This is a genomic window from Psychromonas sp. Urea-02u-13 (assembly GCF_002835995.1).
Taxonomy (GTDB): domain Bacteria; phylum Pseudomonadota; class Gammaproteobacteria; order Enterobacterales; family Psychromonadaceae; genus Psychromonas.
Map to the genome: position 1 here is coordinate 1 of NZ_PJBZ01000089.1, position 12,471 is coordinate 12,471.

Here is a 12,471-nt window from a genome sequence, read left to right on the forward strand (position 1 = left end):
AGTCTGTAAATCAATGTACTAAATATCTTTTCTGTTCAAGATATTTATCAGTCAATAAAATCATTTGACTCAAAGAATCGAATACAGCGGTTTTTATCTGATTCAATTCTGTATTAGTTGAGTTACGACAACACTCCTTAAACATAACCTCTCCATGAGCAATTTTGTTTCTTTTATTTTTGACTATTAGTAATTTATCTTTATTCGCACTCGTTATTTTACCAATGCCATAACGGCTCAAAATTTTACTCAGCTCTCTAGCATCAAGATTACCCGAGAAGAGATTTATTTTTTTTGTAAGTTCATCAAACCCAGGAAATGCAAGTGAGCTATCAATGATTAAGTCCAAAGTTACTTTTTGCTTTTTTTTACTTTCATTAAATAAGTAGTGCTCAATGTAAAGCTTTTTAAGCAGATCAGATAACTCTGTATATTGATGGCGAGCAACTGTCTCATGTACTCTTTCTAGAATTAAAACGGTAGTGGACTCAATTACATTGTAAAGAAGTATAACGAATGCAGACTTTAATATTGCAACTTTATTCACACTGCCTGCTTCAGTGGACAAGTCCTGAATATGATTAATTAAAACATCTGCTTCCAATCGTTTTTCTTCGAAATCATCTTTAATTGTATACAATTCAGTTACCTACCGATTTATTAATTTACTTTTTACAAAGTCAATTCGTTTGTTAATTTTATCAGGGCTATGAGTACGGTGTGTACCAGAGATCAGGCGCTTAAACTGCTGATCTTTCATCCATTCACCGCCGTCTATTTTTGATGTGTTGAGAGCATTCCCATTTTGAAGAGCTAGATGTACACCAACAGAAATAGCTTCAAATAAAATTCTCGTTATTGAATTTCCATTTGTCTTACGGAAACCATTTTCAAAAACTTCATCAACAAACTTTAACATATCGTTAAATTGCTTCTGCTTGATTTCTTTTTCGTCGGGAGTAAACGTTTTGTTTTTAGCTTCCATATATTCGTCAAGCATTACACCAATGCCTCGACCGTATGTCGGAAATCTTGGATATGAATCCATTAATGCGAAAAATCTAAGGATTAATTCTTCGTGCTCTTGCCTGTTTATTACACTTTTACCTAAAGGGGCAAGCTTAACTAATAACTCGTTTTTTGCACATTCTTTGTATATAAAATCATTAAAGGTTCCTGGATAGATTCCTTTTCTCTTTTCCATATTGCGCAATAAATCACTACCACGGTTTATACGCTCAAATAGGTCATTTCTTACTTCCTCAGTGGCGGATTCAGACAGGACGATCATTCTTATAGGAGTGTTTTTAATCTTTTTCTGTCGAGACTTTGGTAAATCTTCAAACTTTAACTCATTGAGTTCGGTTAGCTTTTCGAGTCGCATAAGCTTCAACTCGTTGGAGATGAATGCAGCTAATGTTCTTATTCTTTGTGAACCATCTACAATTTCAAGTCGTCCCTGAGCATCTTCAGCCATAAAAACAATAGGAATTGGCAGACCTAAAGTAATTGATTCTATTAACCGTGATTGACGCACTTCATCCCATACGAAATCGCGTTGGTATTCAGGAACAAATATGTCATTTTCTTCGGTGTCTATATCTGTTAAATACTTTTGAACTAAGAATTCAATTGTAAATTCTCTGGTATCATAATCTACAGTTTTCTTTTCATCTAATATTTGCTTTTCAATATCAGTTAATTTCTGTTCACTAAGCATGGATACTCCTTTTTATTATAATGTTGGATAAATATTGAATCATTTCGAGCAAGACTGCTAACAGCGTCACTAAGTAGAATATTTCCGTATTAGTCCGTAGAAATAAAGAAAAATTCTGCTTAGTAACCATTTAAAAGCAATATTATATCAATTAAAATAAATTTAATAGTACCTTGTACCTTATTATCGCGTAATATCTCAATTAAAATTAAAAATAACTTAATAAAATAAATAGCTTACACGCCCCCTTGCTTTCAATTCCACAGATTGATGTATTCAACTACTCAGCGCGGATGTAATATCTCGTTTACGCGAAATACCCGAATTAACCAATCTAAGCCATGTAAACCTTAATTGGTCAGTACATGAAACACCCCCCTAACAACCTACGCCTTAATCAAATGTTGTTTCACAAACTCAGTAAATACTTTTAAACGCGATGGCATGTATTTGTTTTGTGCGTATTGCATGGCAATCACGCCATGGTAGTTACCTTTGATTTGCCAATCGGCTAATACAGGCACCACATCGTTATTCTCTAACGCTTCTTTGATAACAAAGTCAGGGAAAATACCGATGCCAAATCCGTCTTTAACGCCGTTTAAACGCATTTGAGAATGGTTCACTGCGTAACGGCCTGTTACAGCAATAGTGTGGCTTTCCTGATCTTTTACAAATTCCCAAATATGGTCCTTGGCTGTCTCGCCTAAATACAAACAATCATGATCCACTAAGGCTTTAGGTTCGGTGGGTAGGCCTCTTTCTGCTAGGTAAGCAGGACTGGCACATAAGCTTAAATTCACTTTCCCAATCTCTTTCATGATCAGGCCTTCCGTGGGTTTGTCGGTTAATCGAAACACCACATCAATACCCTGCGCTATCATATCGATATCACCGTCTGAGGCTCTTAGCTTTAATTGAATGTTGGGATATTCTCTTAAAAATGGCGTGACTAAAGGTTGCAATACAATCGTTAAAAACGCTTTTGGCGCGGCCACGGTTAAACTGCCCGAGGGCACGATATGCTCTGAACTGGAGATATCAATCGCCTGTTGCGCAGCTTCGACCATGATCGCGGATTGTTGGTAGATTTTTTTACCCGATTCGGTGATCAATAAACGTCGTGTGGTGCGCTCGAATAATTTGACCGATAACGCGCTTTCTAAACGGGTGATCAATTTGCTTAACGCAGAGGGTGTCACGCCGAGTTTTTTAGCGGCTGCGGTAAAGCTTCCCTCATTTACCACTACTATATAAGTAGCGAGATCGGGTAATAAGGCGATAAGTTTATTTGTGACCATGATTCATCAATGCTTTTCCAAATGTAGGGCTAATAGAAGTAATAGCTTTGGATTATAATCTATTTATCGGATTATTGACTATGTCAATCCACGTCATTTTTTAACAAAAATATTACACGTTTCCATGACTTATCATCAGTGCGTGTATTAATCATCATTTAACAAGGAAACACCATGTCTTGTGCATTCTATACACATATCCAAGATCAAATTGAAGATGTAAAAAACGAAGGTTTATATAAATCTGAACGTATTATTACTTCTGCTCAAAAAGCGTCTGTTTCTATTTCTACTGGCCAAGAAGTTTTAAACTTTTGTGCTAATAACTATTTAGGTTTAGCTAACCACCCTGACCTGATTCAAGCAGCAAAAGACGGCATGGATGAACACGGTTTTGGTATGGCGTCTGTACGTTTTATTTGTGGCACGCAAGATTCACATAAAGTGCTTGAACAAAAACTGTCTACTTTTTTAGGTAAAGAAGACACCATTCTTTACACGTCATGTTTTGATGCAAACACAGGTTTGTTTGAAACGATTTTAGGCAAAGAAGATGCGATTATTTCTGATGCACTAAACCACGCTTCTATCATTGATGGTGTGCGTTTATGTAAAGCGATGCGTTTTCGTTATGCAAATAACGATATGGCTGAACTTGAAAAGCAACTTATTGCGGCTAAAGAAGCCGGTGCACGCCATACGTTGATCGTGACAGATGGTGTATTTTCAATGGACGGTGTTGTTGCTAACCTGCCTGCTATTTGTGATTTAGCGGATAAATACGATGCATTGGTCATGGTTGATGATTCTCATGCTGTTGGTTTTATGGGTGATAACGGCGCAGGTACACATGAGCACCACAATGTTATCGACCGTATCGATATTATTACCGGTACATTAGGTAAAGCGATGGGCGGTGCATCGGGCGGTTATACTGCGGGCAAAAAAGAGGTGATCGATTGGTTACGTCAACGTTCACGCCCTTACCTTTTCTCAAACTCAGTGGCGCCTGCGATTGTTTCTGCTTCTATTCGTGTTATTGATTTATTAGCTGAATCCGCTAATTTACGTAGCCAATTATGGGAAAACTCTGCGCACTTCCGTACACGTATGGAAACGGCTGGTTTCACGATGGGCGGTGCTGATCACGCGATCATTCCTATCATGTTAGGTGATGCTAAAGTGGCAGCTGAATTTGCTGAGCGCGCATTAAAAGAAGGCATCTATGTGGTTGCGTTCTCTTTCCCTGTTGTGCCAAAAGGCCAAGCGCGTATTCGTACGCAAATGTCTGCTGCACATACTCGTGAGCAATTAGATCGTGCTATTGATGCGTTCATCAAAGTTGGTAAAGAGATGGAGCTAATTAAATAATGAAAATTAAAGCACTTTCAAAATTAAAGCCTGAAGAAGGCATCTGGATGACGCAGGTTGAGAAACCTGAAATGGGTCATAATGACTTGTTAGTACGCATCAAGAAAACGGCGATTTGTGGTACTGATATTCATATTTACAACTGGGATGAATGGTCGCAAAAAACGATTCCTGTGCCTATGGTTGTCGGTCACGAGTACGTGGGCGAAGTGGTTGGCATTGGCCAAGAAGTACGTGGCTTTAACATTGGCGATCGCGTTTCTGGTGAAGGTCATATTACTTGTGGTCACTGTCGTAACTGTCGTTGTGGCCGTACGCACCTTTGTCGTAATACGTCTGGTGTTGGTGTTAATCGCAGCGGTGCATTCTCTGAATTTTTGGTGATTCCTGCGTTTAACGCGTTTAAAATTCCTGCTGAAATCTCTGATGATTTAGCAGCTATTTTTGACCCGTTTGGTAACGCGGTTCACACTGCATTATCATTTGATTTAGTTGGTGAAGATGTATTAATCACTGGCGCTGGCCCGATTGGTATTATGGCAGCAGCTGTTGCTAAACACGTTGGCGCACGTCATATCGTTATTACTGATGTGAACGAATACCGTCTTGAGTTGGCTAAAAAAATGGGCGTGACACGTGCTGTTAACGTATTACATGAAAACTTAGAAGATGTGATGTCTGAATTGGGCATGACGGAAGGTTTTGATGTTGGTTTAGAAATGTCAGGTAACCCTTCTGCGTTTAATGGTATGTTAACTAACATGAATAACGGCGGTAAAGTGGCTTTGTTAGGCATTCCACCGTCAGATATGACCATTGATTGGAACCAAGTTATCTTTAAAGGGTTAGTGATTAAAGGTATTTACGGACGTGAAATGTTTGAAACTTGGTACAAAATGGCGAGTTTGATTCAGTCAGGTTTAGACCTAACACCAATCATTACTCACCATTACAAGGTTGATGATTTCCAAGCCGGTTTTGACATGATGCGTTCAGGATTGTCAGGTAAGGTTATTTTAGATTGGGAATAAACTCCCAGCTCTAAACTGATGATCGATAAACTAAAAAGGCTAACATTCTGTTAGCCTTTTTGTTATTAGCAGTATTATTTAACGTGTTATTTGAAGTCATGTTTACATGTTAATTGGCATGTAAATTGAAATATTAATTAGTCTTGTGTGAAGATGAGATCTCCGTAATAGGCTTGTGCTTTTTTTCCACTGTTATCTGTGTCTGTCATGATCGCGATAACATCGATGTATTGATAAGCTTCTCGATTCGCTTGCTCACTGCCTTTATCGCCAAAAGTATCAATCAAGTCTTGAAATACATTACGTTTTTCTTGAAACCACTGACTCATGTTTGCCTCTTTACCGCGCACCGACATCATTTTTACACTGTCACCTGCAAAGGCGTTATCCCAGACTAAACCTTGTGCTTGATTGCTCGACCAAACATAACTTAATGATTTTGTTCTCCAAATCCACAGACCGCCATCGATAACCACGTAAATACGCGCAACAAAATCGTCGCCACTTTTACTACGTTCATCTAAACCCTGTAACTTGTTTTCTGCTAACCAGCTCCAATTTAAATGCGGTGTGGCCATTAAATCGATTTGTTTTTCTAGCACTAACCCCGATGCAGCGTTATCACTGCTCGCTTTAAGGGCCAGTTTGCCTTGGTACTCTTCCACGGTGTAAATCGATTTACCCGAGAAGACTTTATCCTGCCACTGTTCAATGCCATTCTCGCTAAGCGAGGTTAAGTTGATTGACGCATTGGGGATCACACTGTTATTGGCGTTCACGTTTATACAGGTTGTGATTGTTAGCAGTAAAAGTAATTTTTTATACATGGTATGTTCCATTTTTTTGTTATAAAAAACAAAGGTTAAGTAATAAGAAAAACATCAACAAAGATAAAACCAAAGCCGACCACGAAGCCACTACGTTACACAGAGAACACGAAGTAAGACCTTCAACCTTCTTTTGCTTCGTGCCTTCGTGGTGTATTGCTTTTGAACTTATTAAAGGCGCTGACTGTATATATAAAACATGAAAAAAGATAAAACCAAAGCCGACCACGAAGCCACTGCGTTACACAGAGAACACGAAGTAAGACCTTCAACCTTCTTTTGCTTCGTGCCTTCGTGGTGTATTGCTTTTTAACTTAGTTAAGTTAACGCTTCTGCATTCAAATTCAGTAAATCGGGATATACAAACTGATAACCTAATTCTGTTTTCACTTTGTGATTACTAATGACTTTACCTGTGCATGATTCGTTGCCAATGGTAGCGCTAGCGTTCTCTATTTTACTTTCTTTGTCACTTTCTATATCACTCTCTAGCTCATTCTTTATTTCAGTCTCAAACTTAGGAATAGGCACTCCTGAGATAGTCGCGGTATGAGTATAAAAGGCTCTTTTACTCGGGTGTGTCTCTGCACAGCCGTTGTAAATTTTACCCCAAGCTTGCTGTTTAATGATGAGGCTAATGATATTGATACAGTCTTGTTGATGAATCATATTGACCAGATAATCTGGACTCTTGACACTGCGGTTGTTTTTAAAAAATAACGCTGGATTACGTTTAGGGCCAATCAGCCCAGCAAAACGCAGCACCGTTGTAGAGAAATGGGTGTTACTGGTGAACAAGACTTCAATGTCTAATAACGGATGTGAAGTGAGGTTTTCATCATGCTCACAAACAAGGCCTTCTTTGTCACCATACACAGAGGTCGAGCTAATAAAGATGACCTTTGAAATAGATGATGCTGCGACTTGTTCAACTAAGGTTGAAAACGCATGCGCCTCTTTAAAGGGGATATTTACGATAAGAATATCGGCATTTAAAAAGTCATCCGCTTGAAAGCTATTAACGGCTAAATCGATATTAAAAGGCTGAATATTGTTATCGGCTAATAAGCTATTACGTTCAACAGAACGCGTTGAGCCCTTTACCACAAACCCTTGAGAGACTAATTCTTGGCACAAAGGCAAACCAAGCCACCCCGTTCCAAGTACACTGATTGTTTTGATACGTTCACCTTTTTTCTGTTAAATACGAGGTAACTATTCAGGTCGTTGCCATTTAAGCCTATTCCAGCGTTGGGAATGCTCATTTAAACCACTAAACTGCGCTTTCCCGCCTTGAACTAGACATAAATGGCTTAGACCAGAGCAGTTACAGTATGAAGTATGTGAAAAACACCTAAAATGTTATGAGGTGTTGAATCGTACAATACGAGATATCAAATATGGCTATAAAGCAGCTTAACTGTTTCAGTTATAGAAAGCTTCTTACCCATTCCATGGCATCTGTTTCGTTGTTAAAATCATTAAATACTAAGCCTGCATCGGCAAAACATTTTCTGTATTTATCAAGCATTAATAGCGTGCCGTCTATTTCATCGGTAAAAACAAAGGCACTGGCTACAGGGGAAAATCCCGATGCTTTCAACGCGGTTAGGTGTAGACAAAATTCTGCAAAGAGCTCATCAGACGCAAGGCATGATTGTTCGAAAACGACTATTTCAACCCAGCTGTTATTCTCTATATCCATTGCTTGTAATGCGACGGGCTCTATTTGTTGTAATGCATCAAGTAGCTCTAAGTTAAATGGCCCTAGCGCTCTGAACACGGCTATTTTATTATCGACAGTGGTGATTTCAACGCGACCGTGAGGTCTAAATTTTTTGTAATTAGTCGTATCGGTACAATGTTTTGTCATAAAGTTAATTCCAAATAGCGGTGTTAGGTTTGATGCTTTATTCAAGCGATAACAGTGTTAGAAAGGTAGCTTGATAAAAATGAGAATCACAAGCATTAACCGGACAGTCAACTTATCATTAAGTGTATCAAGTTGTTAGCTTATTTCTTTGGCAATTACACATTGAATTGATAACCTGAGCTTTGCCCGATTTTAAAGGCAAGCTCGGTCTAACACTAAGATTTATAAAGTAGCACTAAGATTTATACATCAGCAGCAAGCCACCAAAATAAACCATTACCGCGCCCGAGACACGTTGAACCCATTTACCAAGCGCAGGCATCTTAGTGATAAATTTTAGTTTGCTGATTGTTTTAGTGATAGCGGTAAACCATAAAAATATAATCGACGCATGAATAGCCACTAATACAAAAGCATCAACGGCCGAGGGTTGATCAAAAGAGAGAAATTGCGGGAAAGCCGCTAAATAAAACATCGAGACTTTCGGATTAAGTATTTGTGTCAGGAAGCCTTCGACAAAAAAATTACTCATTGGACGTTTCTTTTGTGGGCTGTTTTTTTCATCTGTCTTGTTGTTTAAAGTGTTGTTTGAAGTATTGTTTGAAGCGCCATTGGGTTGCTGTTTAAAGGTTTGATATATCGCCTTTAAACCAATAAATAACAGATACATAGCGCCCATTATTTTGATCGCTAAAAACAATTCTGCCGATTGTAAAAGCACCGCAGATAAACCTAATATTGAAAATGCGCCGTGGAAAAAAGTAGCGACGGTTAAACCTAAAATATTAAAAAAAGCCGGTTTTTTACCTTCAGCAGACACCGTTTTAATAATTAATACCCCATTTGGCCCAGGTGAAATCACCAGTAACAAGGCAACAAGGCTAAAGGTCAGTATTTCATTCATCGGATAACTCCATTATTCAGTAAAAATTATTAGGCTTAGATTAGGCTAGAACATGCTTAGTCAGTTTTTAAGTTCATTTGCCAATGCCCTACATCAATCCAGCGATTAAACTTATAACCCACCTCTTTGAAATGTGAGACTTTGTTAAAACCAAATGACTCTTGCAGTTTCACGCTAGCAGCGTTTGGCAGTGCAATTGCAGCCACTACCATATGAAAACCTAATGCCGATAATTCGGATAATATTTTTTTATATAGCGCAGCACCATAACCCTTACCCGATTGTTCATGATGCAGGTAAACGGTTATTTCAGCGGTATTTCTAAAGGCAGAACGTTCAGCCCATTTAGCAGCATAGGCATAACCCACCACAACGCCAGTCTTATCTTCTAAGACTAACCAGGGATGATTTTGACGATAAGTATTGATGCGTTCAGCCATCACCAACTCAGTAACAGGCTGTTCTTCGAAAGTGATCACTGTGTGTTCAATATAATAATTGTATATTTCACAAATCGCTTTGCTATCGCTGTGTTTACATTCACGAATATTCATTTTTCACCTGTTCCTCATACTTCAATCACGGACTTTCATTCAAAGGTTTTTATTTAGACGTTGCTGCCACACTTAATTTATTGAGTACCGCGGATATTTTAGTGATCACTTTATCGCAACCTTTAATATCGTGGCGGACTTTGATGTACTCTGGATTGTTATATGAAAGCCACACTTTGTTATCTGCATCTTCTGTTATAAGCACTTTTTGAGGCAGGTCAATAGCCGCATTTTGGGCACATTGCATTAATGGCGTACCCACTTTAGGATTACCAAAGATGATCACTTCTGTGGGCCTTAATTGTAAATTGACACTGTCTGCATTTTTTTGGTGATCAATACGCGCAAATAGCGTTAGGCCTTTGCTTTTAATGATCGACGCAAAGCGATCCGCTGTTTCTTTCGCTGAATAGTGACTTTCAAGTGTTATCAGGCTTTGTTGTGCACTGGCATAAGATGAAGCTAATAAGAGACAGGTCGCTAAGGATATATTTCTAATCATGATCGTTACCTTTTGTGAGTGTTCAGTGAATGAATAAATGTTTAGCGTTTTATGACAAAGGGATCACAGACTGTGCCTTGATGATATTTCATTTGCCACAGGTTATCAGTTTTAACCCACACCGAGACGCGTTTAGCAAAACCGCTCACTTCACCCGTCGGTTTTAACAACGCAGACTTATAAAGTAACAGCATGCTATTGCTTTCTAGCGTGGTGAACTCATAGTCTTGAGCATGAATGCGATTGTCTGAGTGCTTGTTATTATCCATAAAAGCAAGTATTTCATTGAAACTAACACTTCTACCAGATTCGTCAACCTCCCTAAACTCAGGATGTAAGAAACGCTCAACCACTGCTTTGTTACTGTTAAACCACACTTGGTGAAGTGCGATTTCTTGCTCTATTAATATATCCATTCGATTTTAACGTCACTTATCAGTTAATTGTTCAGTGATTTTTTCAATACGTTCTCGATTAACCCCAAGATCAGATTCTCCGAGGCGTGAAGCTGATCTAACCTGTATGACGGTTTTTTCGGTTTTTTCGGTATTATCTTTTGCCATTGAAACTGCGGGGAAATAAAACTCAACATCATCAATAAAACGCATGATCGCAGAAGTAAATTCGACACGGATATAGTCTTCTTTGACAACAATGACCTTGCTGCGATCCCATGTATTGATGACGGATAATAATTGCATTTGTGCCTGCTTTGCCGAGCCGTTAAAAACGATAGGCGCAATGGCATGTTGTTTATCTGTTGCTTGACTGCTGACACAATTTGGCGACTCTGGACAGGCTTTCAATTGGCCATCACTAATACCTAACGTTGGCGAGGTACCAGAGCATCCTGCTAATAAAACGCTGCTCAACAATAATATTGAAACGTGTTTTTTCATCCTATTATCCTTAATGATAATTCGCTAAAAAATGGATTAAAGTCCCACTTCCGAGGAACAATTCGCTTGCTTTGGAAGTGGGACTTTAGTCCTGCGTGTCTTCGTGGTTAATTGCTTTTGAACTTATTTAAGTGCTTGTAAATCAGTCTGGTTATTTTTGTAAAGCACTTACCCTGCCTTAAAAGGTAAAACCATAAAAGCCTGGAAAGACTAAAATCGAGCCTAACACTAACATCTGCAATAAAATAAAGGGAATAACGCCTTTATAGATATCTGTTGTTTTGATTTCTGGTGGTGCGACCCCTTTTAAGTAAAACAAACTGAATCCAAAGGGCGGCGTTAAAAATGATGCTTGTAAGTTCATCGCAATTAAAATGGCAAACCACGTTAAATCAATGCCTAATAACTCTGCGATGGGATAAAGCAATGGCACAACAATAAATGAAATTTCAACAAAGTCGATAAAGAAACCCAATATTAAGATGACTAACATTGAAATGATGATAAATCCCCATTTCTCACCGGGTAAGTTCATCATTAACTCTTCAATTATTTCTTCACCACCGGTATAGGAAAATACCATTGAAAACGCAGTCGCGCCGACAAAAATAGCAAAGACCATTGCTGTCACTTTGACGGTATCAGCCGATGCTTCCCAAATGACTTTCCATGAAAATTGCCCATACAAAATAGCTAAGATAATCGCGCCTACGCCACCGATTGCTGATGATTCAGTGGGGGTCGCAACACCAAAAAATATTGAACCTAACACGGCTATCATCAAGGTTAACGGTGGGGCAATGGCTTTAAATGCACGCCAACAAGGCAAAACGCCATGGCCAGTGACGGCAGACTCTGGCAATGCAGGCGCTGCTTCAGGCTTAAAGTATGCATAAACAAGAACATAAATAATGAAGGCGCCCACTAACATCGCACCAGGCAATAATGCGGCTTTAAATAAATCACCAACGGGCACGCCCATTACATCACCTAAGAGGATTAAGATGATTGAAGGTGGAATGATTTGACCGAGCGTACCGGATGCGCAGATAACGCCTGTTGCTAGTTTTTTATCGTAATTATATTTGAGCATAACCGGTAACGAGATCACTCCCATTGCTACCACTGAAGCACCAACTACGCCCGTTGAAGCAGCTAATAATGTGCCCACAAGAATCGTTGAAACGGCAACGCCCCCACGAACACGACCAAATAACTCCCCCATCGCTTCTAATAGTTGCTCTGCCAAACGTGTTTTTTGTAATACGTTACCCATGAAAATAAACATAGGCACGGCCATCAGCACAAAACAACATACCTATCTTTAGTCTCGCCTATTTGATTCCTTTTCAATTTGTTACGTTCCCTTACATGCGAAAGTACGCATAAACGCGTATATTAACCCGCACTCATGCGACTTTAACTTTTGATGCATTATATTTATATAATGAAGCGATGAATCTCTCTCACACTACAAGGCGACTTTGAT

13 protein-coding genes and 1 pseudogene are annotated in these 12,471 nt (G+C 39.0%); 2 read left to right on the top strand and 12 right to left on the bottom strand.

The genetic code is table 11. The features are described from left to right. Nucleotides 1-10: 10 nt before the first annotated feature. From CXF74_RS17040 to CXF74_RS17050, 3 genes are all read right to left on the bottom strand, one after another. A complete protein-coding gene (locus tag CXF74_RS17040; RefSeq protein ID WP_101083731.1) occupies nucleotides 11-640 on the bottom strand; it encodes an MAE_28990/MAE_18760 family HEPN-like nuclease in 630 nt (209 codons plus the stop codon). A gap of 9 nt (nucleotides 641-649) precedes the next feature. Next, nucleotides 650-1,720: a DUF262 domain-containing protein gene (locus CXF74_RS17045; RefSeq protein WP_101083732.1), complete on the bottom strand. Its 1,071-nt coding sequence runs from the start codon at nucleotides 1,718-1,720 to the stop codon at nucleotides 650-652. Nucleotides 1,721-2,106: 386 nt separating this feature from the next. Continuing rightward, complete coding sequence (locus CXF74_RS17050) at nucleotides 2,107-3,021, bottom strand: LysR family transcriptional regulator (protein WP_101083733.1); 915 nt, start codon at nucleotides 3,019-3,021, stop codon at nucleotides 2,107-2,109. Between the two features lie 174 nt (nucleotides 3,022-3,195). On the opposite strand from CXF74_RS17050, the gene CXF74_RS17055 reads away from it, so the two are divergent. Continuing rightward, nucleotides 3,196-4,392 carry a glycine C-acetyltransferase gene (locus CXF74_RS17055; RefSeq protein ID WP_101083734.1) on the top strand — a complete coding sequence of 399 codons (1,197 nt, stop codon included), beginning with the start codon at nucleotides 3,196-3,198 and terminating at the stop codon, nucleotides 4,390-4,392. A 5-nt stretch (nucleotides 4,393-4,397) separates the two neighbouring features. Further along, complete coding sequence (gene tdh, locus CXF74_RS17060) at nucleotides 4,398-5,423, top strand: L-threonine 3-dehydrogenase (protein ID WP_442965956.1); 1,026 nt, start codon at nucleotides 4,398-4,400, stop codon at nucleotides 5,421-5,423. A 137-nt stretch (nucleotides 5,424-5,560) separates the two neighbouring features. On the opposite strand, the gene CXF74_RS17065 is transcribed toward tdh, so the two are convergent. The 9 genes and pseudogenes from CXF74_RS17065 to CXF74_RS17105 all read right to left on the bottom strand — a co-directional run. After that, the gene (locus tag CXF74_RS17065) at nucleotides 5,561-6,250 is read right to left on the bottom strand and encodes a DUF3047 domain-containing protein (protein ID WP_101083736.1); all 690 of its coding nucleotides are present in this window, start codon (nucleotides 6,248-6,250) and stop codon (nucleotides 5,561-5,563) included. 318 nt (nucleotides 6,251-6,568) lie between these two features. Next, the gene (locus CXF74_RS17070) at nucleotides 6,569-7,393 is read right to left on the bottom strand and encodes a hypothetical protein (RefSeq protein ID WP_198552897.1); all 825 of its coding nucleotides are present in this window, start codon (nucleotides 7,391-7,393) and stop codon (nucleotides 6,569-6,571) included. A 286-nt stretch (nucleotides 7,394-7,679) separates the two neighbouring features. Next, nucleotides 7,680-8,123, bottom strand: coding sequence for a hypothetical protein (locus tag CXF74_RS17075; protein ID WP_101083738.1), 444 nt, complete (start codon nucleotides 8,121-8,123; stop codon nucleotides 7,680-7,682). Between the two features lie 235 nt (nucleotides 8,124-8,358). Then, nucleotides 8,359-9,027, bottom strand: a complete 669-nt coding sequence (locus CXF74_RS17080; RefSeq protein ID WP_101083739.1) for a LysE family translocator — start codon at nucleotides 9,025-9,027, stop codon at nucleotides 8,359-8,361. 56 nt (nucleotides 9,028-9,083) lie between these two features. Further along, complete coding sequence (locus CXF74_RS17085; RefSeq protein ID WP_101083740.1) at nucleotides 9,084-9,581, bottom strand: GNAT family N-acetyltransferase; 498 nt, start codon at nucleotides 9,579-9,581, stop codon at nucleotides 9,084-9,086. Nucleotides 9,582-9,630: 49 nt separating this feature from the next. After that, nucleotides 9,631-10,083: a DUF302 domain-containing protein gene (locus CXF74_RS17090; protein ID WP_101083741.1), complete on the bottom strand. Its 453-nt coding sequence runs from the start codon at nucleotides 10,081-10,083 to the stop codon at nucleotides 9,631-9,633. A gap of 41 nt (nucleotides 10,084-10,124) precedes the next feature. Then, nucleotides 10,125-10,499, bottom strand: coding sequence for a nuclear transport factor 2 family protein (locus tag CXF74_RS17095; protein ID WP_101083742.1), 375 nt, complete (start codon nucleotides 10,497-10,499; stop codon nucleotides 10,125-10,127). A gap of 12 nt (nucleotides 10,500-10,511) precedes the next feature. Next, complete coding sequence (locus CXF74_RS17100; RefSeq protein ID WP_101083743.1) at nucleotides 10,512-10,982, bottom strand: DUF1499 domain-containing protein; 471 nt, start codon at nucleotides 10,980-10,982, stop codon at nucleotides 10,512-10,514. Between the two features lie 178 nt (nucleotides 10,983-11,160). Continuing rightward, a pseudogene (locus CXF74_RS17105) lies at nucleotides 11,161-12,285 on the bottom strand (TRAP transporter large permease); the annotation flags it as partial. Between the last annotated feature and the right edge of the window lie 186 nt (nucleotides 12,286-12,471).

Bases quoted from the DNA above. Each gene is read 5' to 3' on its own strand.
- CXF74_RS17045 (WP_101083732.1), bottom strand. From the start codon at position 1,720: ATGCTTAGTGAACAGAAATTAACTGATATTGAAAAGCAAATATTAGAT.
- CXF74_RS17050 (WP_101083733.1), bottom strand. From the start codon at position 3,021: ATGGTCACAAATAAACTTATCGCCTTATTACCCGATCTCGCTACTTAT.
- CXF74_RS17055 (WP_101083734.1), top strand. From the start codon at position 3,196: ATGTCTTGTGCATTCTATACACATATCCAAGATCAAATTGAAGATGTA.
- CXF74_RS17065 (WP_101083736.1), bottom strand. From the start codon at position 6,250: ATGTATAAAAAATTACTTTTACTGCTAACAATCACAACCTGTATAAAC.
- CXF74_RS17075 (WP_101083738.1), bottom strand. From the start codon at position 8,123: ATGACAAAACATTGTACCGATACGACTAATTACAAAAAATTTAGACCT.
- CXF74_RS17080 (WP_101083739.1), bottom strand. From the start codon at position 9,027: ATGAATGAAATACTGACCTTTAGCCTTGTTGCCTTGTTACTGGTGATT.
- CXF74_RS17085 (WP_101083740.1), bottom strand. From the start codon at position 9,581: ATGAATATTCGTGAATGTAAACACAGCGATAGCAAAGCGATTTGTGAA.
- CXF74_RS17090 (WP_101083741.1), bottom strand. From the start codon at position 10,083: ATGATTAGAAATATATCCTTAGCGACCTGTCTCTTATTAGCTTCATCT.
- CXF74_RS17095 (WP_101083742.1), bottom strand. From the start codon at position 10,499: ATGGATATATTAATAGAGCAAGAAATCGCACTTCACCAAGTGTGGTTT.
- CXF74_RS17100 (WP_101083743.1), bottom strand. From the start codon at position 10,982: ATGAAAAAACACGTTTCAATATTATTGTTGAGCAGCGTTTTATTAGCA.